The sequence below is a fragment of the Chromohalobacter canadensis genome (genome assembly GCF_029544075.1).
In the GTDB taxonomy this organism is placed as follows: domain Bacteria; phylum Pseudomonadota; class Gammaproteobacteria; order Pseudomonadales; family Halomonadaceae; genus Chromohalobacter; species Chromohalobacter canadensis_A.
The window spans coordinates 114,134-137,211 of sequence record NZ_JAJQJH010000008.1 but is presented as its reverse complement, the minus strand read 5'-3'; the positions used below and the strand labels follow the sequence as shown (position 1 = coordinate 137,211).

Sequence of the window (23,078 nt, the reverse complement as noted above, 5' to 3'; positions counted from 1 at the left end):
TCGGGAGGCCCCATGACTGACGTCGCACGCATCATGATCGTCGACGACGATCGCGCTATTCGCTGGGTATTGGAGCGCGCGCTGGCTCAGCCGGACCTCGACGTTGAGAGCTTCGAGCGCGCCGATAGTGCATTGGAACGTATCCTGCGGCAGCCGCCGGATGTCTTGCTGACCGATATCCGCATGCCGGGTCTGGACGGGCTGGACCTGATGGCGCGCATTCGCGAAAGCCACCCGGACCTGCCGGTGATCGTGATGACCGCGCATTCGGACCTCGACAGCGCGGTGGCGTCGTACCAGGGCGGCGCCTTCGAGTACCTGCCCAAGCCGTTCGATGTCGACGAGGCCCTGGCGCTGGTACGGCGTGGCGTGGCGCATGCCCGCGAGCGACGCACGCCGGCGGCGGTGCCGGAAGGTCTGTCGGCGGAGATCATTGGCGAGGCGCCGGCGATGCAGGAGGTTTTTCGCGCCATCGGGCGGCTCTCGCAATCGCATATCACGGTGATGATCAACGGAGAGTCGGGGACCGGCAAGGAGCGTGTCGCCCAGGCGCTTCACCAGCACAGTCCGCGTCATGGTGGGCCCTTTATTGCCCTCAACATGGCGGCGATTCCCAAGGATCTGATGGAATCCGAACTCTTCGGCCATGAAAAGGGCGCTTTCACCGGGGCGACCTCGCAGCGGCGGGGACGCTTCGAGCAGTCCGATGGCGGCACGCTATTCCTCGACGAGATTGGCGACATGCCCGCCGAGACGCAGACGCGCTTGTTGCGCGTGCTGGCCGATGGTGAGTTCTACCGGGTCGGTGGCCACACGCCGGTCAAGGTCGACGTGCGCATCATCGCCGCGACCCACCAGCATCTGGAGCGCCTGGTCGAGGACGGCCGCTTTCGCGAGGATCTGTTTCACCGCCTCAACGTGATTCGTATCCATCTGCCGCGTCTTTCCGAGCGGCGTGAGGACATTCCGCGCTTGGTGCAGCACTTCCTGGCCGACGCCGCCAAGGAGCTCGCCACCGAGCCCAAAGTGCTGACCCAGGAAGCCGAACAGCACCTCACGCAGCTGCCGTGGCCGGGCAACGTGCGCCAGCTCGAGAACACCTGTCGCTGGCTGACGGTAATGGCGTCGGGACGCGAGGTGCTGGTCGAGGACCTGCCGCCGGAGCTGCGTGATATCGAGGGCACCGAAAGTGCCGGCGGCGACTGGCGCGGTGCCTTCCGCGAGTGGGCCGATCGCGCCCTGGCCGCCGGGCATACGCATCTTCTCGAAGAGGCGGTGCCGGATTTCGAGCGCATTCTCATCGAGACCGCGCTCAAGCACACCGGCGGGCGCAAGGGCGAGGCCGCCGAGCTGCTCGGTTGGGGCCGCAATACACTGACGCGTAAGCTCAAGGTGCTGCTGCCGGCGCTCGCCGACGACTGAATCTTAATGCGTGGCCTGTGGGTTTGGGCGCGGGCGCCACGGCGCGCGGTCATGGCAACGTCATAGGATCGTCACCGAAGCGTCGCGGAACTGTCATTCAAGGGTGCGAACAATGGGTATTGCTCCTTGTTCGCAACCAGGTGACAACGCATGTTCTCGCAGACGCTTTTTCTGAAACGCCCCGCCTTGGGGCTTGCCTTCGCCGCTCTCGCCGCAGGCACATCCACCGCCCAGGCCGACTTCCAGCTCAGCGACCGTTACACCGACCGCGATGGCGACCTCGTCGCCGACATTCCAGAAGACGAATCCCAATGGCGCGACCCGGACACGCTGGTCTTCGCCTATACCCCGGTGGAAGATCCTGCCGTCTACGCGGATGTGTGGTCCGGCTTCCTTGATCACATGGAAGAGGTCACCGGCAAAGAGGTGCGCTTCTTCCCTGTGCAGTCCAACGCTGCCCAGATCGAGGCGATGCGTGCCGGCCGCCTGCACGTGGCCGGTTTCAACACCGGCTCTAACCCGCTGGCGGTGGCCTGCGCGGGCTTTAGGCCCTTCGCGATGATGGCCGCCGACGATGGTTCCTTCGGCTACGAGATGGAGATCATCACTTATCCTGGCTCGGGTATCGATGAGGTCGAAGACATCAAGGGCAAGACCCTGACCCATACCTCAGAGACGTCCAATTCCGGTTACAAGGCGCCCACCGCGCTGATGGCCTCGGAATTCGGTATGACGTCCGGAGAAGATTACGAGGTCGACTTCTCCGGTAAGCACGACAATTCGATTCTCGGTGTCGCCAATCACGACTATGAGGTCGCCACTATCGCCAATTCGGTCAAGGCGCGCATGCTCGAGCGCGACGTGATCGACGCGGATCAGATCGAGGTGATCTATCAGTCGGATACCTTCCCGACCACCGCGTATGGGGTGGCCCACGACCTCAAGCCCGAATTGCAGGAAGCCATCAAGAAGGCGTTCTTTGACTTCGACTGGGAAGGCACTGAACTGGCCGAGGAATTCGGCAAGAACGGCGAGTCACAGTTCATCCCCATCACCTTCAAGAAGCACTGGTCGGTGATTCGCCAGATCGATGCAGCCAACGGCGTCGACTACCAGTGCTCGTAAGCACTGGAGAGCCAAGCTCGATGCATGGGGACCGAGCGTTGCCGTACGCGGCGCTCGCTCCTCACGAGTGGGGAGACTGACGTGCTGGACCTACAACAACTCACCAAGACCTATGCCACCGGTGACACGGCGCTGCGCGATGTCTCCTTCGTCGTGCCGCGTGGCCAGGTGGTGGGCTTGATCGGGCCTTCAGGCGCCGGCAAGTCGACACTGATTCGCTGCATCAATCGCCTGGTCGATCCCAGTGGGGGGCGTATTCTGCTCGGCGATATCGATCTCGCTCAGGTGGGGCGCGCCGAATTGCGTCGCCAGCGACGGCGGATCGGCATGATCTTCCAGGAGTACGCGCTGGTCGAGCGGCTCACGGTGATGGAAAACGTCCTATCGGGGCGCCTAGGGTATGTGCCGTTCTGGCGCAGCTTCACGCGGCGCTTTCCGGGACGTGATATCGAGAACGCCTACCGCCTGCTCGACCGTGTGGGCTTGCTCGAGCATGCCGACAAACGCGCCGACGCGCTATCGGGTGGCCAGCGCCAGCGGGTGGGTATCGCGCGGGCCTTGGCTCAGGAGCCCGCGCTGTTGTTAGTCGACGAACCGACCGCCAGCCTGGACCCCAAGACGAGCCGCCAGATCATGCGCTTGATCATCGAGGTATGCGACGAGCGCGACTTGCCAGCCATCGTCAATATTCACGACGTGCCGTTGGCCCAGCAGTTCATGCATCGCATCGTCGGCCTTCGTGCGGGGGAAGTGGTCTTCGACGGTGCGCCGACGGCTCTCGACGAGACGGTGCTTGGCGATATTTACGGTGCCGAGGACTGGTCGGCGATGCGCCGCGAACACGAAGCGGACCGGGATGCCGAGGAGGACACTTCGCGGCGCCTGGCGGAGGTGGCGCGATGAGTGTGTCAGCGCCTGTCTATCCCACGCGCTGGCGGCGACCGGCGCGGATGCTGCGTGACCGACGCTGGCGCCTGCTCGTGCAGGGCGCGGCGTTGGCCTATCTGGTCCTGGCGCTGGGCTCCTTCGAGGTCGAGTGGTCGCGTGTGGTGGAAGGTCTATCCCGCGCGCAGCGTTTCGCCCACGGGTTTCTACAACCCGATTTCATCAGCCGTTGGAGCGACATTCGCCAGGGGCTCATCGAGAGCCTGACCATGACACTCACCGCCACCGTGGTCGGGGTGGCGATCTCGGTGCCCATCGGCATTGGCGGCGCGCGCAACCTGGTACCGGCCTCAGTATATGGCCTGTGCCGCGCAATTATTGCCGTCAGCCGCTCCCTGCAGGAGGTCATTATCGCGATATTTCTCGTTGCGATGTTCGGCTTCGGCCCGCTGGCGGGGTTCGTGACGCTGTCGTTCGCCTCGATCGGGTTCATCGCCAAGCTGTTGGCCGACGACATCGAGGAGATCGACCCGCGCCAGGTTGAGGCGATTCGCGCTACCGGTGCCGGCTGGTGGCAGGTGCTGCACTATGCCATTCAGCCCCAGGTGATGCCGCGCCTGATTGGGCTGTCGCTCTACCGGTTGGACATCAACTTCCGCGAGAGCGCGGTGATCGGCATCGTCGGTGCCGGGGGCATCGGCGCCACGCTCAACACCGCCATCGACCGCTACGAATACGATAGCGCCGGCGCCATCCTGCTGATCGTCATCGCCATCGTCATGCTGGCGGAATACGGCTCCAGCTACCTGAGAAGATTCCTGCAATGAAGCCGACCCCTGTGACCCCCGACGCGCCTACCACCTACGCTGATGTGTGGACCTTTCGCACGCCACGGGCGCGGCTCGCCTTGTGGTTCGGCTGGCTGGCACTGGTGGCGTTGTTCGTCTACTGCTGGCAGGTGATGAACGCCGACACGATGTGGGTGTTCGTGGCCGACGCACCGAGCCAGGCCGCCGACCTTGGCAGCCGGATGTGGCCGCCGAGCATGGCGTATCTGCCCGAGTTGATGGCGCCGCTGTGGGATACGATCAACATCGCCACTCTGGGCACCTTGGGGGGCGTGATTATGGCGGTGCCGGTGGCGTTTCTCGCCGCACGCAATACCACGCCTTCGCGGATATGGATCCGGCCGGTGGCGCTGTTGGTGATCGTTACCTCGCGTTCGATCAACTCCTTGATCTGGGCGCTGCTGCTGGTCGCCATTCTTGGGCCGGGGCTGCTCGCCGGGGTGGTGGCGATCGCGCTGCGTTCGATCGGCTTCGTCGGCAAGCTGCTCTATGAGTCCATCGAGGAGACCGATTCGCGCCAGGTCGAGGCGATCAGTGCCACCGGCGCGAGTGCCGCGCAGCGGCTCGACTATGCCATCGTGCCCCAGGTGATGCCGGCGTTTTGGGCAATCGCCATGTTCCGCTGGGACATCAATATCCGCGAAAGCACGATTCTGGGCCTGGTCGGCGCGGGCGGCATCGGCCTCAAGCTGCAGTCGTCAATCAACGTGCTGGCCTGGCCGCAGGTGGCGACGATTCTGCTCGCCATTCTCGCCACGGTGCTCGTCAGCGAGTGGATCTCGGCGCGGGTGCGCCACGCCATCATGTGATTGTGCCGCCGCCGGCATGCGGCATGCCCCGTGCATCTTGTCGAGCGGCGTAATATCCTTCTCCTCCTAAGGTCTAATCGACGCCTTCCCGCCGCGTTCTGACAGGTGACTCGTCAGCGGGGAGGCATGTCCCATGCGCCAGCTAAGCTGGACGTGTTCAATCCGACCGCCGTCGTCCGCGCGGGCCTTTCGCCCGCGCGCCGTACGGTCGTCGCGTGACAATAGGAGTCCTGAGTGGCAACCCCCTCGCAACACGATCTACGTAATGACTTCCGCGCCCTGCTGGCGTCCGACCAATGCTTTTTCACCGCTTCGGTGTTCGACCCCATGTCGGCGCGCATCGCCGCGGATTTGGGCTTCGAGGTGGGGATTCTGGGCGGCTCGGTGGCCTCGTTGCAGGTACTGGCGGCGCCGGATTTCGCCTTGATCACGCTGAGCGAGTTCGTCGAACAAGCGACTCGCATCGGCCGCGTGACGCGACTCCCGGTGATCGCCGACGCCGATCATGGCTATGGCAACGCGCTCAACGTCATGCGTACCATTACCGAGCTCGAACGTGCCGGCGTGGCGGCGTTGACCATCGAGGACACCCTGCTGCCGGCGCAGTACGGGCACAAGTCCACCGACCTCATCCCTCTCGACGAGGGCGTAGGCAAGATGCGTGCGGCCTTGGAGGCGCGTATCGACCCGGCGATGGCGATCATCGCACGCACTAACGCCGGTCAACTCGACGATGATGCTGCCATCGAGCGCGTGTGTGCCTATCAAGCGGCGGGCGTGGATGCCATCTGCCTGGTGGGTGTGCGTGACTTCGAGCATCTCGCGCGTCTGGCCGCTCCGCTCGAAATCCCGCTGATGCTGGTCACTTACGGCAATCCCGAACTGCGTGATCGCGAACGCCTGGCTGCGCTCGGCGTGCGCGTGGTGGTCAACGGTCATGCGGCCTACTTTGCCGCCATCAAGGCCACCTACGACTGCCTGCGCGAGCAGCGCGATATCGCTGCCAGCGAATTGAGCGCGTCGCAGTTGTCCACGCGTTACTCTACGCTGGACGAGTATCGTGCCTGGGCGCGCGATTATATGGATGTGAAAGAGTAGGCCTCGACAACCGGAGAGTGCGATGAGCGCCATGCAATGGGAGCGTCTGCTTGACCCTACCCGCCTCAATGACAAGCACGGAGGCTCGCGCGATGAAATCGGGCGCAGTCCGTTCCATAAGGATCACGACCGTATTGTCTTCGCCGGCTCGTTCCGACGCTTGGGGCGCAAGACGCAGGTCCACCCGCTGACCGACAACGATCATATCCACACCCGCTTGACGCATTCTCTGGAAGTGGGCTGCGTGGGGCGTTCGCTGGGCATGATCGTCGGCGAGGAGTTACGCGAGCGGCTGCCGGGCTGGATCACGCCCGCCGACCTGGGTGTCATCGTGCAGGCGGCCTGCCTGGGGCACGACATCGGCAATCCACCGTTCGGGCATGCCGGCGAATATGCCATCCGCGACTGGTTCAAGCGTGCCGAGGCAGAAGGTAGCGGGCTGTTGGCCGAGCTATCGCCGGCCGAGCGCGAGGATCTGCTGACCTACGAGGGCAACGCCCAAGGGTTTCGCATCGTCACCCAAATCGAATACAACCAGTTCAACGGCGGCATGCGCCTGAGCGCCGCTACGCTTGGCACGATGCTCAAGTATCCGTGGACGGTGGAGCGCGCCTCGCGGGCCGGCAAGTTCGGCTGTTACCAGTCGGAGCGTGAGCTATTGGGCGAGGTCGCCGAGCGCTTGGGCTTGTTGCCGCATGGCGAAACAGCCTGGTGCCGGCACCCGCTGGCGTATCTCGTCGAGGCTGCCGACGATATCTGCTATGCGCTGCTGGATCTCGAGGACGGCCTGGAGATGGGCATTCTGCGCTACGACGAAGTCGCCGAGGTGCTCATCCAGATCGCCGGGGGGGCGCCATCGGGTTATGACGACATGCGTGTCCGAGGGGTCTCCCAGCGTCGGCGTATCGCGGCCTTGCGCGGCGCGGCGATGGAACGTGCTGTGAACGATGTTGCGGCAGTATTCGTGCAACATGAGAGTGCGCTGCTGAACGGCACCCTGAATGGCGACCTGCTCGAGCTGTGTCATCCCGACTTGGGATGGGGAGTAGGCACGGCCAAGCAGATCGCCCGCGAACGTATCTTCCAAAACGAACGCAAGGCCAAGCTGGAGATCGGTGCCTACACGACGCTGGGCATTCTCCTAGAAGCCTTCATCGGCGCGGCGTATGAGCTTCACCACAGCGGCGAGTCGTCCTTCAAGCACCAGCGCGTGCTGGCATTGATCGGCGAGAACACGCCCAAGCCGTCTTGGTCACTCTACGCCAGCTATCGGCGCATGCTCGACTTCATCGGTGGCATGACTGACCACTACGCCGTCGACCTGGCGCAGGAGATGGGCGGCCGCCTGCGCGGCGAGTAATGTGCTCGCCGCGCAGGCGCGGGGTTACGGCGAAACGCTGCGCAGGCGCTCGGCCAGCCAGGCGCGGGTGCCGCTGTGGCCTTCGCGCTCGGCGCGTTCGGCCAGCTGCATGGCCAGCTCGATGTCATCGGCCTTGAGGGCGGCGTTGATCATCCGCCGGTAATCGAAGTCGGGCGTGGAGGCGCTAGCGCTTGACGGGGATGCCTGCTCGTCGCGCGCAGTCGCGTTGCGAGTCTTCGTCACACTGTCGGCATGCGAGCGCGTGCCGAGAATCGGCGTTAGTAGGCCACCGCCGGTCTCGCGGGATTCGCTTTCCAGAGTGACGTTGCCGGTCGCGGTGTGCTCGGCGATGGGGTCAGGCCCTGGGGGAAGCGCGAGGCCGCGTACGCGGGCATAGACTTTTTCCGCGCTTTCATACTGCGTCGTGCCCTGGCGCGCGGTTTCGTTGCTGTAGACCACCATGTAGGCGGCATCGGGGCCGGGGGTGATGTCGAAGGTGGCCCCCAAACGCGCACCGGCGAAACCATTGGGACTGAGATAGTCGAATTTATCGCTGGCGACGCGCTGCGTGGGCTGAAAATCCTCATCGAGGATCAGCACCGTGGGCGCGAAGACCTGATCGTTGGCGATGGTGCTGGTGAGTTTGAACGTCAGCGGCTCGCGCGTGCGCGGTAACTCGAATGCCTGGAAGTAGCTGGCCCCGTCCTCGAACTGGTGCATCGGGGCATGTGTGTCGAGCGTTAATGACTGTGACTCGCCGACCGTCAATGGCTGATAAGGCAAGGTGGCGAGCGTGTCGCAGCAGTCCGTGGCTTGGGCGAGCGCTTGTTGGCTTTGCTTGGCTGGCGCCACGGCGGTGTCGCCGTGGGGAACCAACGAGGCGCAGCCCGCCAGGCTGGTCAGGGCTAGTCCCGAGAGTAGGATGGCGATATGGCGTTGTGGCATGCAATGAACTCCCGAATGCAAAAGCGGCCCCGACGCTCACGCGGCGGGGCCCGAAGGATCGATACAGCTAACTAGCGTGTCAGCGGTCGCTTTGGTGACCGCCGAGCGATCAACTGCCCCACCAGACCTCCATTTGGGCGCCGAAGGTCAGGCCGTCGGTGTCGTTGAAATCGACGTTGTTGGGGCCTGAGCCAGTGTCCAGCGAATTCGCTACGCCGGCTTCTTCGTAGGCATCACCATTCCACTTGGCGTAGGTAGCGAACAGGCGGATGGTGGGACGAATCATGGCGCCGCGTCCGGCGGACCATTGTTGGGCGAGGGTCAGCTTGGTGACGTGGTGGTCTTCGCCATTGTAGCTGCTGACGCCGCTTTGCGGCTCGATATGATCGTAGCCGAGCTCCACCGCCGTGCTCATGATGTCGTTCCAGTAGTACACCGGACGTACGCCCGCCGAGAACCACTTACGGCCGGAGTCGTCGTCCATGTTCTTGTCTTCGTAGATGGCGGCGTAGAGCAGGTCGAGCTTGTCCTGCACCAGCCAGACATGGCCGTGATCGAGTACGCGCCACATGTCGCCGTCCTGGCTGACTAAGCCACCCGCTGGTCGGCCCACGGCATTGCCGTTACTGGTGATGATGCCATCGGTGGCGTACTGTAGCGCGACGGTGTTGGAACCGCCGAACCAGTTCGACTGGGTGTGCTCGATGGTGCCCATCCACCCCTTGTCGCCGTCTTCGTAGTCGATATTGTTATTGTCGTAGTAATTCTCAAGCCACTCTGGGGTTGAGGCACGGCCATAGTCGACACCCAACTGCAGCGAACCGCCGGGATTGGTGGCAATGTCGGTCATACGTATGTCGACGGTGTCATCGGAAAGACGCTGGCCCTGGTCGGGAAAGTTGTCGTTGTCCGAGCCCGAGCTTCTCACCCAGGCAAGGCTGAGGTTGCCGACGCCCAAGTCGATGTCCGAGATACCCACGCCGGGACCGGAGACGTCCCAGTAGTAGAAGTCGTTCATGTGGATGTCGTGGCGCTTGTAGAAGCGCTTACCGGCCCACAGCGTAGAGCCGTCGGGTAGACCGCTGACGGCGTTGGTGCCGGTCACGTACATTTCGCGCAGGGCGATGTCGTTGTCGGCATCCTGAAGCGATTCGGAGTCGTTGTCCTGCGCGGTGACGTAGGCGACGCGGCTGGCGAAGTCGAAGCTCGTGCCTTGCTGGTCGAAGAGATTGGCGCCCAGGCCCAGCTCGGCGTAGGTCTCGCACTCGTTGCCGAGACGGTACTTGGCCGGCGCCCCTGCCGCCTTGAAGCAGGTCTGGCTGCCGCCGCCGGCAGTGGAACCGATCCCCGAGCGTGCGTAGCCGAAAAAATTGGGATTGATATCGGCATGGGCCAAGGCCGGCATGACGCAGGAGGCACCGATTAGGGCCGCGAGTAGCGGTCGGCGTGTGAACTGGCGTGAGTCTCTCATGAGATGTCCCTTGTGATGTTATTGGTCATGGTGACGTTGAATCGCTTCATGGCGTGTGAAACGTGATGGATCGTGCGCGTCGCTCAGTGAGCCGTGAGAATCGGCACTGAGGTCGTTGCGCAGGGGTGTTGTTGCCTCCTGAACGGTGGGTGGACGAGATGGGCGTTTACTGGCCCGCGCGAAGCGAGTGCGCGGTGGCGTATCGACAGCATCGGCATGAGAATTCCTTTGTTGTTGTTTTCAAAACGTTGTTTTTTTCAAAGCATTGTTGTTCGCGAAGCGTCGTTATTTTCTAGATGCGATGACCGAATGATGTTTTCGTCATGTACGACATTATTAGCACGGTGTCGTAAGTTTTCATTTTGACTATGGTATAAACACCACTAAAGTTTAATCTCTAAACTTAATGGAGTGATGTGGTAGCGATTTTGCGCTTAAATTGAGGATTTTTGCGCGTTTTATATGGAAGGCCAAGTTACTTAGTTTTTTATATTTATTACTGCGATGAAATATTACGAAAAAAGTGTTTGCGTACCTCCTCGCGATAGAGGCATAAGGTCTGGATGTTGAGTGAGGATGTGCTGACGGTGCCCATCGTAAGATGGCTGACGTCGTGTGCTAGACGAAGATGACTGGCGGAATGCTGACACCGTTATCTCATGGTGATGTTGTACGAGGGCGAACAGCATTGTGTGGGCTGTAGCGGCTGGCCGTCGCGTGCGAAAACGACGCCTCAGCCTGGGTTTTTCAAGATGTAGTGCCGCGAGATGTAATGCCGCGAGGCTCGGCGCGTTTGACGCGCTGATCGAGTGCCTGCACCACGCGTTGGTGCGCGTCGTCGTTCATGGGCTTCAATGGGGTACCGTCGAGCAAGGCAGCGAGCCCTTCGCCGTTGACGACCATCAGCCCGGTGGGGGCTTGCTCGATCTCTACCTCCCAGCCGGGTAGGACCAGCACGCCTTGCACGGCGATATCGCCTAGGGAGTGGCGCGTCAGCCATTGGCGGCACCAGCTCGCGGCCATGCGTGTGTGCGCCAGGGATTGACGTTCGTGCCAGCCAGGAAAGCGCAGGCGTTGTCCAGCCACCGTTACCTGTGTGCGGGGCTCACCCGTGACGTCCAGCGGAGGGGTTCGGGCGCTGACCTCGACCACGAAGACGCCATGCGGGGTCACCACGACATGGTCAATGGCGAAACTGTCGGTGGGTACATCGTGGAACACGAAATAGGGGTGCGCCTCCGGATGGATCAGACGCTCCAGTTCCTGGCCTACGGCCAGCTCACAGGCCAGGCCCAGTTTGAGGCGGCGAATGCGCTGCACGTCGCGAATCAAGCGAAAGCACAGCACCAACGCCAGCACAGTGGTCAAAAGCCCGTAAAGCGCCCATTCCAGCCAGCTGTGACGGTTGGCGAACAGCATGCGCCCCATGCCGTAGACCAGCGGCGCCAGGGTGATGATGGGCCCCAGCGCGCCATCCAGGAAGAGCGAGGCATAGGCGCGGTCGAGTCGGTCGCGTAGAGACTGCGCGGACTCACGCAGTGGGCGTCCGTCATAGGGTGAGACCAGCGCCCCGTCTTCCAGATGGCGCAGTGCCAGCACTACGAGCGCAGTGGCGCCGAGCGGGGCGAGAAAAATGATCGGTAGTACGTATTCCAGCCAAACCATTACGGTCATCCTGGTCGAGAACGTGTTACATGAACGCTCATTCTAGCTAGCTTGCCGAGGAACAGCGATGCCGACGCGTGATGGACGCTTGTCGCGACGCGGTACGCCGGTTGTATCATGGGCGATCGGCTTTGCCCGGGAGATCACAATGTCCGGTTCCTCAGTGTCATCTTTGGCGACCTTTCTTTCTCGTCATTCGCGGTTGTTCGTGCTCACTGGCGCCGGGATGAGTACCGATAGCGGCATCCCTGACTATCGTGATGAGCAGGGCGCCTGGAAACGCTCGCCGCCGATGACGCATCAAACATTCATGCACAGCGATACTGCGCGTCGCCGCTACTGGGCGCGTAGCCTGGTGGGATTCCAGGCGCTCTCCGAAGCGCGTCCGGGGCGTGGGCATTACGCGCTGGCCGCGTTAGAGCGTGCCGGACGCCTCGAGCAGTTGGTGACCCAGAATGTCGATGGGCTTCACCAGCGTGCCGGCTCGCGGCGCGTGATTGACCTGCACGGCCAGGCCGACGTGGTGCGCTGCATGCACTGCGGAGCGATCCAGATGCGCCATGCCGTGCACGCCGCCCTGACGCGTCTCAATCCCCATTGGACTGGCCTGGAGGCGAGTGTCGGACCGGATGGCGATGCCGACTTGGCGCATGATGACTTCAGCGATTTCTCGTTGTTGTCCTGTGCGCGTTGCGGTGACGGTATCTTCAAGCCCGATGTGGTGTTCTTCGGCGACAGCGTGCCACGCCCTCGCGTGGACGCGGCATTCGCCGCGCTTGAACGCGCCGATGCGGTGCTGGTGGTGGGCTCGTCGCTGATGGTCTATTCGGGCTATCGCTTCGCACGGCGGGCGGCGGAGTTGGGCAAGCCGATGGCCTGCATCAACATGGGGCGTACGCGCGCCGACGCGCTGTTCAGCCTCAAGGTGGAAGCGTCGGTAGGCGAGACGCTGGATGCCGCGCTGCGTCACCTGACAGTTGCGCCGCCTGCCGATGAGGTGACGTCCCAGACCCCGGCGGCCAGCACTTAGCCGCGCCGTATATCGCGGCGCGTCCGTTCCACGCACTTCCGCTCTACCCACTTTCGCTCTACCCACTTCACCCACTTCCGCTACCAACTAAGGTGACGCGGGCTCCAGCGTTACGGTCGGTGTGGTACCGGTCTCACCGTTGAAGACTTCAATGCGCTCGCGGTTTAGATGCGTCAGCCGCCCTTGATCGCGCACTTCAGCTTGCAAAAAGTATCTGTGCGCCGCCTCGATGGCGCCCTGGTCGTATTGCAGCGTGACCTCGGTCGCGGCGGTGTCGATGTGCGTATAGCGGCTTTCCGCCACGGTGGCGTTGTCGTCGCTATCCTTCAGCGTGACATCGAGGATGGCATCGTCCGACAGCTCGGGCGGTTGAGAGAAGACGACTCGGGCCTCGAGCGTGTTGAAATCAGGGCCACTGGCGCAGCCCACCAGGCCAAGCAGCAACAAACCGGTGAATACGGCATGCAGGCCACGCGATACGTTAGGCAAGGACATGAGGGCCTCCTCGCACAGGGAAAGCAGTCGACGGCACGTTCTTCAACCGCCCGCCAATTTGACGCGATAGCCGCGCGCTTCCAGCTCAGCCTTGAGCGTTTCGCGCTGATCGCCTTGGATCTCGATGATGCCATCCTTGATGGCGCCGCCGGTACCACAACGTTGCTTGAGCGCCTTGGCCAGGGGCTTGAGCGCGTCGGCCTTGAGCGGTACGCCCTCGACCAGGGTCACGCCTTTGCCCTTGCGGCCCTTGGTCTCCCGGCGCAGGCGGACGGTGCCGTCGAGATTCGCCAGGCGTTCTTCCTCCGCCGATTCGGCACAGCGACACTCGGCGAGTGGCGCCCGGCACTCGGGGCAGACTTCGCCATGTTCGGTGGAATATACCCGTCCGCGTAACTGGTCCTGAAGCGATGCCATGCGCGCCTCCCTGGGTAAGATGTATCGCGAGGCGTCCATGATAACGCGCCATATTGGTGGGCACGATATCGGTCGACGCTATCCAGTGGAGTCAGTGGAGCACGGCTTCCACCTGTTCCAATCGTGCCACGGCGCTGGGTAGATCGCGCATGTGGTGCAAGGCGATGGCGCCCTCGGGCGTGGTCTCGCGTTCGGGGAAGCGGTTGATGTGGATCGTGCGCATCCCCGCCGCCAGACCGGCCGTGACGCCCACATCGGCGTCGTCGATGACCACGCAGCGTTCAGGTGTGACACCCATCGCGCGTGCGGCATGCAAGAACAGCTCGGGATCGGGCTTCCAGCGCTCGATGGTGTAGCCGCTGTAGAGGCGGTCCCCGAAATAGGCGCGCAGGCCCGTGCTGTCGAGGGCGCGGCGAATCTTGTGCTCTGGGCCGTTGGAGGCCACGCAGCGTGGATGCTCGGTGAGTCGGTCGAGCGCCTCGCGGATCCCCGGAATCGGCTTCAACTCGGTGCTCATGCGCGTCTGCATAGTGTGGCGCATCTCCGCCTCGGCGGCATCTCGAGTGGCGTCATTCAGAGCGCCGAAACGGCGCTCCAGCTCGGCGACGATGTTGGCGAATCTGACGCCTCGAAACTCTTCCATGTATTGGGACGCGGCGAAGGGTAACCCGGCACGGGTCAGGACATCGGCCATGACATCGGCGAGAAGGGGTTCGCTATCGACCAGAGTGCCATCGCAGTCGAATAGCAGGCACAGCGGATGAGACATGGTGGAGCCTCGAGGGCGTAGTGGATGAAACCGTTCATTGTCCCAAATATCGGCAGGTGACACCCAGTCTTGAAAAAACATGCCAAGTTTGCGAACGGTGTTTTTAAACGCTACCTAGAACTTTAGTTGCCCCCGGCCGTGATGGCAAGGCCGGGGAGACGTTCAAAGCGATTGTCCGCCGGTCAGTTCGATGCGTTCGCCGTTGAGCCAGCCGAAATCGCTTGATAACAGGCTCGCGACGGCGGCGCCGATGTCATCTGGCTTGGCGGTGCGTCCCAGAGGTGTGATCGAGCGAAAATGCGCGTTGAGGTCCGGGTCGTCGCGCACCGCGCCGCCGGCGAAGTCGGTTTCGACGGCGCCGGGGGCGATGGCGTTGACCGTGATCCGGCGCTCGCCGAGTTCCTTGGCCATGTAACGCGTGGTCACCTCCAGTGCGCTCTTCATCGCCGAATAGGCGCAGTGATTGTCCAGCACGAAGCGCGTGGCGGCGGTGGAGACGTTTAGAATGCGTCCGCCCCGGGCGATCATTGGCAGAAGGGCTTGGCTGAGCAGGAAGGGTCCCTTGAAGTGGGTGCGATAGAGGGCGTCGAGGTCATCTTCGGTTGTCTCTTCGTAGGGCGCGAGAATGCCTTCGCCGGCGTTGTGGACCACGGCGTCTAGCTCCGTGCGGCCGAAGGTGTCTTCCAGCGTGTCCGCCACGTTGTCCTTGAACTCGGCGAAGGCGGTGCTATCGCCGATGTCGAGTTTGAGCATCGCCGCCGTACCGCCGGCGGCCTCGATTTCGCGCGCGACCGCTAGAGCGTCGTCGCGGTGACTGCGGTAAGTGCCGATGATGCCGACGCCAGCGGCGGCGAGGTGCAACGCCATGCTACGGCCGAGGCCCCGGCCGGCGCCGGTGATGAGGGCAATGCTGGAGGACATGAGTAGCTCCCGATTTGGAAAATGCGCGGCGTTAGGGGGCCGCTGTCAGTGAGCACTGACTGGGGGCGGGACACTAGGTTTCAAGCATGCGTGTCATGAAACGAAAACGCCTGCCCCGAGAGGAGCAGGCGTGAAGGGAGGTGGCGCGTACGGAGTATGGGAGACGTCAGCCGCGCGGTGTGACGTCGTTGTAGGGGCTAGGCGGTTGCTGGCCTTCGAGGGCGGCGATGACGTTGTCAACGGCGCGCTGGGCCATGGCCTCGCGCGTTTCATGCGTCGCCGAGCCGATGTGCGGCAGGGTCACGACGTTGTCCATCCGCGTGAGCGGCGAGTCGCCGGGCAGCGGTTCCTGAGCGAAGACATCCAGCCCCGCAGCGTGGATCTCGCCGCTGGAGAGCGCCTCGATCAGGGCCTCCTCGTCGACCACCTTGCCACGCGCGATATTGATCAGAATCGCCGAGGACTTCATGCGCTTGAGCACGTCCGCGTCGATCAAGCCGGTGGTCTCGGCGGTCAGGGGCACGTTGACGCAGACGAAGTCGGACTGCTCGAGCAAGGCATCGAATTCGCAGTGCGTGGCGCCGAGTTCCGCTTCCAGGGCCGGCTTGGGCGAAGCATGGGTGTAGAGCACCTGCATGCCGAAGCCCAGGGCGCCGCGACGCGCGATAGCCTGGCCGATGCGCCCGAAGCCGATCATACCCAGCGTTTTGCCGTGGATGTCGGTGCCGAAGTGAGGCTCGCCGATACTACTTGTCCACTGGCCTTGCTTGACCATGTTGGCGAGTTCCACCGCGCGACGGGCGCTGGCCATGATCAGCAGGAAGCCGGTGTCCGCGGTGGTTTCGGTGAGCACGTCCGGGGTGTGGCAGAGCAAGATGTTGCGCCGGGTCAGCTCGTCTACGGGATAGTTGTCGACCCCCACCGAGATGCTCGAAATGGCTTCCAGGTGCGGGGCTTTGTCGAGCAGCTCGGAGGTGACCGGCAGGCTGGCGCCCAGCAGGCCGTGCGCTTCGCTCAGCGCTTCACGAAACGCGGGGTCGTCGGCGCTTTCCAGATGGTCAAAATAATCGACGTGGAAGTGTGTGCGCAGTTGTTCGAGGTGATGGGACTTGAGTCGCCCGAAGGCGAGGATGCGCTTGGTCATGCGGAGCTCCTGGTAATGGGGGAAGCATGAAAGTGTGACGTCACACCAGTGGGTGTGCGGCTTCCAGGTCACGCAGCCGGGCCCGGTGTGGCAGGCCTTCCATGTCGCCAGTGACCTGGACCTGTTCGGCGCCGATGAGGTTGCCGCGATGCGCCGCCTGGCGCAGCGTGCACCCATCGAGCAAGGCACTGATCACGCCCACCGCGAAGCCGTCGCCGGCCCCCACGGTATCGACGACACGGGAGACGGCCACACCCTTCACCATGCCGGCATCGTTTGCCGTGCGCACGTAGCTGCCTTCTGGACCGAGTTTGATGATGACACCAGTGGCGCCTTGATCGAGATAATAGCCGGCGATGTCGTGCGCGTTATCGAGGCCAGTCAGGCGCTGGCCCTCAGCGAGCCCTGGTAGCACCCAGTCGGCGTGTGCGGCCAACGCGTTTAGGGTCTCGCGCATCTCGGCTTCGCTGTTCCACAGCGAGGGCCGCAGATTGGGATCGAAGCTGATCGTGAGACCGGCCTTGCGAGCGCGTTCTAGCATATGGAAGGCGAGTTCGCGCGTGCTCGCTGAGAGCGCGGGGGGTAAGCCGGTGGCGTGTAGGTGGCGCACCCCTTGGAAGTCGAGATCGTGCACGTCGGCCACACCCAAATGGCTGGCGGCACTGCCGCGCCGGTAATAGGCCACTTTGGGATCCTCGCCGTGTTCGGCGCGTTCCTTGAAGACCAGGCCAGTGGGATGCTCGGCATCGGTTCTCAGGTAGCGGCAGTCGAGACCTTCGCCTTCGAGCGTACGGCGGATGAAACGGCCGAAGCCGTCGTCACCGACGCGGCTGATCCAGACGACGTGAAAGGCAAGCCTCGCCAGACCGATGGCGACATTGGTGTCGGCGCCAGCGATGCGCCGCTGGAAGCGCTCGACCTCGGCCAGGTCGCCGGGAGTTTCGGCGATGAACAGCGTCATCGCTTCACCGAAAGTCAGGATATCCGGTGTAGTGGAGTCGGTCATGAAAAGATCCTGAAAGAAGCTGCAAAAGCGGTTGCCGAGGGCACGGCATCACGACGGGTCGAGCGATCGTCGATAGGAAAACCCCATCATAGAAACACTAGGGCATCACGACAATCGAACATACTTACGCTTTGTCTGAAAAATGCCTGCGCTCGCCCATACGGCGTTAAAAATCGACTCAAAATCCGCGTAAACTCCGCTTTTTCGCCGATTTTTGCCTTGTCTGGCCATCACTCGTCGATTTTTCAGACAGAGCTTAGACTTTGGTCGGGAAGGGAGCTGGAGGGGAGCTACAGGCAGGACGCTGCGCGGGGCGTTGCGCCCCGCGCATGAGTGCTTATTGCGTTTGCTTGGTGTACTTGTCGACGAGCTGGCCGGCGTCGTCGTAAAGGTTCTGGCCCTCGAAGCCGGCGGCGTTCATGTCATCTATCCATTGTTGGATAGTCTCGTCGGCAGCCGTTTTCCACTGCTCTTGACTGGCTTCGGCAATGTGAATCATCCGACCCTCGCCGCTTGCGGCGATATCGTCGATGGCGGCTTGCTCCGCTGTATCCATGACTTGTCCGATGCGTTGCGCTTCCTGAAGGCCGGCGTTGTCGTCGATGACCTTCTGCAGCTCGGGCGACAGGCTCTCGTATTTGTCCTGGTTCATCGCCAGCACCATCATCGCCGTATACAGACCATGCTTACCATCGAAGAAGGTGTGGTTCTGGGCGACATCCAGTACGCCTAGGGCGGAAGCGCTTTCGAAGGGGAGCGAAAAGCCATCAATCACGCCACGCGAGATCGCTTCGGGTATTTGAGGGAAAGGCATTCCCACGACCTGGGCTCCCAAGTTGGCAAGGAAGCGATTCATGGCCTTGGAGGGTGCACGTAACGTCAATCCTTGCACGTCATCAGCGCTTTCTATCGCCACACCTTTCGTATGGATCTTCCCCGGCGTGTGCGCGAAGACGGCAATAGGATGAACGCCTTCGAAATCGTCCTGCATATGTTCCATGGCGAATTCTTGCGCCGCCATGCTGGTAGCTTCCCCAGTGGTGGGCATGAACGGCAGGTCGAAGGCTTCGGATTCCGGAAAGCGGTTCGGCGTGTAGCTCAAAAGCGTCCAGGCGATGTCGACGACGCCGTCCTTGGCCTGATCATAAAGCGAGTTGGCCGACCCGCCGAGCTGCATGGCGGGGAAGATCTCGACCTTGATGGCGCCATCGGATTGCTCCTCGATGCGTTTCGCCCAGGGTTCCAGGTATTGCGTCTGCACCGGGGTGGTCGGGGCGCCGAAATGGTGCAGGCGCAACGTCACGGTGTCCTGGGCCTGGCCGGTGCCTGCCAGGGTGATGCCGCTGAGGAGAGCGAGACCGGCAAGCGTATGTTTTGTTGTCATCATCTTGAGCTCCATGGAAAGGTGGCGTGCCATGACGCGATGTCTCGGGACGTGGCTGTTAGATGGGCCAATGGTGTGACCGTTAGATGGGCCAGTGGTGTGACCGTTAAATGGGCCAGTGGTGTGACCGTTAAATGGGATAGTGCCGGGGGCCAAGTTGCATGGTCATCCAGCGCAGTTCAGTGAATTCTTCGATGCCGGCCTTGCCACCGAAGCGTCCGTAGCCGCTCGATTTAACACCGCCGAATGGCATCTGTGGCTCGTCGTGTACGGTGGGGCCATTGATGTGGCAAATGCCTGACTCAACACGTTGGGCGACGCGCATGGCGCGGGCCGTGTCGCGGCTGAAGACCGCCGCCGAGAGGCCGTACTCGCTGTCGTTGGCGACACGCAAGGCGTCTTCTTCATCCTTGACGCGCATCATCGCCACGACTGGGCCGAACGATTCTTCGGCATAGAGGCGCATAGTGTCGGTGACACCATCGACCACGGTGGGCTGCATGATTACGCCCTCGGCCTTGCCGCCGCAGGCTAGTCGCGCACCGTGCTGCTGAGCATCATCGAGCAGGCCGTTGAGCTTTTCTCCGGCCTCTCGATTGATCAGTGTGCCCAGAGGGTTGCCGTCTTCACGTGGGTCACCGGCGCGCAGCGTTTCGGCCTTACGGGCCAGCTTCTCGACGAAGGCATCAGCCACGGCATCGACGACGATCAGCCGCTCGGTGGACATGCAGATCTGGCCTTGGTTGAAGAAGGCGCCGAAGGCGGCGGCCTCCACGGCGGCGTCCAGGTCAGCGTCCTCGAGCACCACGAACGGTGCCTTGCCGCCTAGCTCCAGCAGCACGGGCTTGAGATGGTGCGCGGCTTTCTCGGCGATGATGCGTCCGACATTCGTGGAACCGGTGAAGTTGATGCGACGCACGTCGGGGTGCTCGATCAATGCCTCGACCACCTCGGCGGCTTGGGGCGGTGCGTTGGTCACCACATTGACGATGCCGTCGCCCAGGCCCGCCTCGACGAGCACTTCGCCGATCAGGTGGTGGGTGGCGGGGCACTGCTCCGAGGCCTTGAGAATTACCGTGTTACCGCACGCCAGCGGTGTGGCGATGGCCCGCGTGCCGAGGATGATGGGCGCGTTCCACGGGGCGATGCCGACCACCACGCCACACGGGACACGCACGCCCATGGCCAGGCTGTCGGGGACATTGGACGGGATAACATCGCCGCCGACTTGAGTCGTCAGCGAGGCGGCCTCGCGCAGCATGTTGGCGGCCACCATGACGTTGAATCCGGCCCAGCCGGGCGTAGCACCGGTTTCATCGACCATGCGGGCGATGAAGTCTTCCTGGCGGGCTTCCATGGCGTCGGCGGCGGCGAGTAGCTTGGCGCGACGTTCGCCAGGGCCGGTCTGCGACCAGGCGGGAAACGCCTGAGACGCCGCCTCGGCGGCGTGCCGGGTATCTTCCACCGAAGCTGCGGCGGCACGCGTCACGACATGTTCATGCAATGGATTGCGACGCTCGAAGGTCGCGTTGTCCTGGGCGGCGCGGTGTTCGCCGCCGATGAGTAGCGAAAGATCCATGAGACTCCCCTTGTTGTTGTCGAAGCGATAGGACGTTCAGGGCTGGAGGGCATGCCGACATTGCCAGTGGCGCGGTGGCGTCTTGGGAGTGAACGCCACCGTGCCCTCGCGCCTGTCAGCGCTGGTAGCTTTCCAGCCCGGGCTTGATGCTCTTGTCGTCGAGGAACTGTTTGAGACCTTGCTCGCGACCGTGCTCCGGGTCGAGCTGCTGGGCCTGGTCGAGCTTGGCGTAGAGGTATTCCTCGTTCTGTTCCCAGGTCAGTTCGCGGCACATTTTGAAGCCGGTCTTGGCGGCGCGCAGGACGACGGGGTTCTTGTCGCGCAGCGTGGTAGCCAGCTTGTGCGTGGCATCGCGCAGCTCGGCACGGGGTACGCTCTGGTTGACTAGCCCCATATCCGCCGCCTGAGGACCGGTGAAAGTCTCGCCGGTCATGATGTAATACAGTGCTTGTCGGTGGCCCACGGTGTCGGCCATGGCCTTGCTGACCAGGTTGCCCGGCGGGATGCCCCAGTTGATTTCGGACAGCCCGAACACCGACTCGTCGGCAGCGATTGCCAGGTCGCAGGCGACCAGCGGCGAGAAGGCACCGCCGAAGCACCAGCCGTTGACCATGGCGATGGTGGGCTTGGCGTAGTGACGCAACAGTTTCCACTGCCAGGTGGAGGCGTCGCGGCGGACCTTGACCTGAACGATTTCGGGACTGGCGTCGATCTCGCGGAAGTATTCCTTGAGGTCCATGCCGGCGGAAAAGGATTCACCCTCGCCGGTCAGCACGAGCACGTGGGCGTCCTGGTCTAGCTCGAGAGTCTCGAGCACGTCGATCATTTCACGGTTGAGTGTGGGGCTCATGGCATTGCGTTTGTCGGGGCGGTTGAGTGCCACCCAGGCGATCCCATCTTCGACGTCAACCTTCACGGTTTCCCAGCGGTTCGTGTAATCGCTCATGTCAATTTCCTGTCAAAATAGTATCAAGTAAGTTGATATTTACCCTGCCAATCATAGTGCGCTATCCTGCGTTTGCAAAGAGGAAACGCTTATGACCAAAGTGGAACCACAGGCCACCGCTGAGTCGCGGCACGGCGAGGCCGACGATGCTCCCGAGGCGGTGCGCGTCGCCTATTTGATCGGTAGGCTCGACCGCGCGCTGCGCCGCCATATCAGCGAGGCCGTGCAGCCCTTGGGTGTGACCATGCAGCAATACACGGCGCTTTCCGTACTGGCGCGACGCAGCCCCCAGTCCAATTCGCAACTCGCCGAGAAGTCCCTGGTATCGCCGCAGGCCGCCAACGAGATGGTCAAGGCCATGGAAACCAAGGGGCTCGTCGAGCGACGCCCCGACCCGCACCACGGGCGCATCATTCAGATCCGCATGACCGAGGCCGGACAGCAAACGCTGGCCGAGTGCGACCGTACGGTCATGGCACTCGAGGGCCACATGCTTGAGAGCCTGAGTGAGGCGCAGCGGGGCGCGTTTCAGCGTCATCTCAAATCCTCCCTCAAGTCACTGGGCGCGGGCCTGGTGGATACCGACTGAGTGAGCGTGCCAGGCGACGCGGACGTCGGGCCTGGCATCCTCCTCAGCGTGTATAGCGCTCGACGAGACGCCGGGCATCGTCGTACAGCATCTGCCCGTCGAGCCCCTTCTCCTCGGCCTCGGCGATCCACTCGTCGACGACTTCCTGACCGACTGCCTGCCAGCGCGCGGTTTCCTCGCTGTCCAGGCGGGTGATCGTGCCCGGTTGCTCGCCGCTCTGAATGGCCAGAATCTGGCGATGGTCCGCCTGATCCATGATCTGACCGATTCGGTATGCCTCACGGCCGCCGGAATGCTCATCGATGATGGCTTGCAGGTCCTCGGGCAAGGCGTCGTATTTGTCCTGATTCATGGCCACGACCATCATCGTGGTGTACAGCGCCCTGTCACCGCTGAAGATGGTATGTTCGGTGGTGATATCGGCCAGCCCCATGGCGGTGATGGCTTCGAAGGGAATTACCGTACCGTCGAGCACGCCGCGTGATAACGCCTCCAATGCCTGTGCCACCGGCATGCCGATGGGCTCGGCGCCGAGCTTGGCCAGATAGCGATTCACCAGCCGGCTGGGGCCGCGTATCTTGAGGCCCTCGATGTCCTCGAGCGAGTCGATGCGGGTCTCTTTGGTATGCAAGGCGCCGGGGCTGTGGGTGTGCACGGCGATGGGATGTACACCCTCGAGCTCGTCCTGCATGTGCGTCATGGCGTATTCGTGGGCGGCCTGGCTCGTCGCGGCACCTGTTGTCGGCAGGAAGGGCAGGTCGAAGACTTCCGCTTTGGGGAAACGCCCCGAGTTGTAACCCAGCACGGTCCAGATGATATCCACCTGACCGTCCTTGGCCTGACCGTAGAGTGAGGGCGGCGTGCCGCCGAGCTGCATGGAGGGGTAGAGTTGAACCTCCAAGCGCCCATTGGATTCTTCTTCGATGGCCTCTTTCCAGGGGATGAAATATTCCTGATGCACAGGCGCCGAGGCAGGGAAGAAGTGATGCAGTCGCAGGGTATATTCGGCGTCCTGCGCTTGGGCCTGGCCGGCGCTCCAGGCGAGCGGTAGTGTCGCGGCGGCGGCCAGCAGGAGGCGGCGGCATGCAAGCGTGGCGTGGTGACTCATGGCGTGTTCCTCGTTGTGGTTGTTGTCGTCGAGCGCTGTGGTAGTCGTTATCCGTGTGGCGG

At 62.8% G+C, this 23,078-nt stretch carries 22 protein-coding genes; 9 read left to right on the top strand and 13 right to left on the bottom strand.

Translation table 11 applies throughout. From position 1 onward, the window contains the following. The first annotated feature begins 12 nt into the window (after positions 1–12). The 7 genes from ntrC to LUN51_RS11595 all read left to right on the top strand — a co-directional run bounded on the left by ntrC (position 13) and on the right by LUN51_RS11595 (position 7,547). Entirely contained in the window at positions 13–1,422 is a 1,410-nt protein-coding gene (gene ntrC / locus LUN51_RS11625; protein ID WP_277811387.1) for a nitrogen regulation protein NR(I), read from the top strand. 150 nt (positions 1,423–1,572) lie between these two features. Beyond that, positions 1,573–2,547 carry a phosphate/phosphite/phosphonate ABC transporter substrate-binding protein gene (gene phnD, locus LUN51_RS11620; protein WP_097021707.1) on the top strand — a complete coding sequence of 325 codons (975 nt, stop codon included), beginning with the start codon at positions 1,573–1,575 and terminating at the stop codon, positions 2,545–2,547. An 81-nt stretch (positions 2,548–2,628) separates the two neighbouring features. After that, positions 2,629–3,450, top strand: a complete 822-nt coding sequence (phnC, locus tag LUN51_RS11615) for a phosphonate ABC transporter ATP-binding protein (protein ID WP_277811386.1) — start codon at positions 2,629–2,631, stop codon at positions 3,448–3,450. Beyond that, positions 3,447–4,259: a phosphonate ABC transporter, permease protein PhnE gene (gene phnE / locus LUN51_RS11610; RefSeq protein ID WP_431355575.1), complete on the top strand. Its 813-nt coding sequence runs from the start codon at positions 3,447–3,449 to the stop codon at positions 4,257–4,259. Before phnC ends, phnE (LUN51_RS11610) begins: the two co-directional genes overlap by 4 nt. Continuing rightward, positions 4,256–5,089: a phosphonate ABC transporter, permease protein PhnE gene (gene phnE, locus LUN51_RS11605; protein ID WP_277811385.1), complete on the top strand. Its 834-nt coding sequence runs from the start codon at positions 4,256–4,258 to the stop codon at positions 5,087–5,089. Before phnE (LUN51_RS11610) ends, phnE (LUN51_RS11605) begins: the two co-directional genes overlap by 4 nt. 234 nt (positions 5,090–5,323) lie before the next feature. After that, on the top strand, positions 5,324–6,187 hold the full coding sequence (locus LUN51_RS11600) for an isocitrate lyase/PEP mutase family protein (protein ID WP_075368608.1): 864 nt from the start codon (positions 5,324–5,326) through the stop codon (positions 6,185–6,187). A 22-nt stretch (positions 6,188–6,209) separates the two neighbouring features. After that, complete coding sequence (locus LUN51_RS11595; RefSeq protein WP_277811384.1) at positions 6,210–7,547, top strand: deoxyguanosinetriphosphate triphosphohydrolase; 1,338 nt, start codon at positions 6,210–6,212, stop codon at positions 7,545–7,547. 24 nt (positions 7,548–7,571) lie between these two features. Here the strand turns inward: LUN51_RS11595 and LUN51_RS11590 are convergent, their stop codons facing one another. From LUN51_RS11590 to LUN51_RS11580, 3 genes are all read right to left on the bottom strand, one after another. Then, complete coding sequence (locus tag LUN51_RS11590; RefSeq protein WP_277811383.1) at positions 7,572–8,492, bottom strand: MalM family protein; 921 nt, start codon at positions 8,490–8,492, stop codon at positions 7,572–7,574. 109 nt (positions 8,493–8,601) lie between these two features. Then, on the bottom strand, positions 8,602–9,963 hold the full coding sequence (locus tag LUN51_RS11585) for a maltoporin (RefSeq protein WP_277811382.1): 1,362 nt from the start codon (positions 9,961–9,963) through the stop codon (positions 8,602–8,604). A gap of 747 nt (positions 9,964–10,710) precedes the next feature. Continuing rightward, positions 10,711–11,628 (bottom strand): nuclease-related domain-containing protein, encoded by a 918-nt coding sequence (locus LUN51_RS11580; protein WP_277811381.1) that lies wholly within the window; start codon positions 11,626–11,628, stop codon positions 10,711–10,713. A gap of 148 nt (positions 11,629–11,776) precedes the next feature. Here LUN51_RS11580 and LUN51_RS11575 point away from each other — a divergent pair, with 148 nt between their 5' ends. Further along, positions 11,777–12,658 (top strand): NAD-dependent protein deacetylase, encoded by an 882-nt coding sequence (locus tag LUN51_RS11575; RefSeq protein WP_277811380.1) that lies wholly within the window; start codon positions 11,777–11,779, stop codon positions 12,656–12,658. An 87-nt stretch (positions 12,659–12,745) separates the two neighbouring features. Here the strand turns inward: LUN51_RS11575 and LUN51_RS11570 are convergent, their stop codons facing one another. The 9 genes from LUN51_RS11570 to LUN51_RS11530 all read right to left on the bottom strand — a co-directional run bounded on the left by LUN51_RS11570 (position 12,746) and on the right by LUN51_RS11530 (position 21,319). Continuing rightward, positions 12,746–13,153 carry a YbaY family lipoprotein gene (locus tag LUN51_RS11570; protein WP_277811379.1) on the bottom strand — a complete coding sequence of 136 codons (408 nt, stop codon included), beginning with the start codon at positions 13,151–13,153 and terminating at the stop codon, positions 12,746–12,748. A 42-nt stretch (positions 13,154–13,195) separates the two neighbouring features. Beyond that, positions 13,196–13,570 carry a translation initiation factor Sui1 gene (locus LUN51_RS11565; RefSeq protein WP_277811378.1) on the bottom strand — a complete coding sequence of 125 codons (375 nt, stop codon included), beginning with the start codon at positions 13,568–13,570 and terminating at the stop codon, positions 13,196–13,198. Positions 13,571–13,661: 91 nt separating this feature from the next. Then, on the bottom strand, positions 13,662–14,339 hold the full coding sequence (locus LUN51_RS11560; RefSeq protein WP_277811377.1) for an HAD family hydrolase: 678 nt from the start codon (positions 14,337–14,339) through the stop codon (positions 13,662–13,664). 162 nt (positions 14,340–14,501) lie between these two features. Continuing rightward, positions 14,502–15,260 (bottom strand): SDR family NAD(P)-dependent oxidoreductase, encoded by a 759-nt coding sequence (locus LUN51_RS11555; protein WP_277811376.1) that lies wholly within the window; start codon positions 15,258–15,260, stop codon positions 14,502–14,504. Between the two features lie 166 nt (positions 15,261–15,426). Further along, positions 15,427–16,404 carry a 2-hydroxyacid dehydrogenase gene (locus LUN51_RS11550; protein ID WP_277811375.1) on the bottom strand — a complete coding sequence of 326 codons (978 nt, stop codon included), beginning with the start codon at positions 16,402–16,404 and terminating at the stop codon, positions 15,427–15,429. A 40-nt stretch (positions 16,405–16,444) separates the two neighbouring features. Continuing rightward, positions 16,445–17,410: a sugar kinase gene (locus LUN51_RS11545; RefSeq protein ID WP_277811374.1), complete on the bottom strand. Its 966-nt coding sequence runs from the start codon at positions 17,408–17,410 to the stop codon at positions 16,445–16,447. A gap of 337 nt (positions 17,411–17,747) precedes the next feature. Then, positions 17,748–18,797: a TRAP transporter substrate-binding protein gene (locus LUN51_RS11540; protein WP_277811373.1), complete on the bottom strand. Its 1,050-nt coding sequence runs from the start codon at positions 18,795–18,797 to the stop codon at positions 17,748–17,750. A 127-nt stretch (positions 18,798–18,924) separates the two neighbouring features. Then, entirely contained in the window at positions 18,925–20,373 is a 1,449-nt protein-coding gene (locus LUN51_RS11535) for an aldehyde dehydrogenase (protein ID WP_277811372.1), read from the bottom strand. Positions 20,374–20,488: 115 nt separating this feature from the next. Next, the gene (locus LUN51_RS11530) at positions 20,489–21,319 is read right to left on the bottom strand and encodes a p-hydroxycinnamoyl CoA hydratase/lyase (RefSeq protein ID WP_277811371.1); all 831 of its coding nucleotides are present in this window, start codon (positions 21,317–21,319) and stop codon (positions 20,489–20,491) included. Positions 21,320–21,410: 91 nt separating this feature from the next. Here LUN51_RS11530 and LUN51_RS11525 point away from each other — a divergent pair, with 91 nt between their 5' ends. Then, positions 21,411–21,908, top strand: coding sequence for a MarR family winged helix-turn-helix transcriptional regulator (locus LUN51_RS11525; RefSeq protein ID WP_277811370.1), 498 nt, complete (start codon positions 21,411–21,413; stop codon positions 21,906–21,908). A gap of 43 nt (positions 21,909–21,951) precedes the next feature. Here LUN51_RS11525 and LUN51_RS11520 read toward each other — a convergent pair whose 3' ends face one another. Then, on the bottom strand, positions 21,952–23,016 hold the full coding sequence (locus LUN51_RS11520) for a TRAP transporter substrate-binding protein (RefSeq protein WP_277811369.1): 1,065 nt from the start codon (positions 23,014–23,016) through the stop codon (positions 21,952–21,954). Between the last annotated feature and the right edge of the window lie 62 nt (positions 23,017–23,078).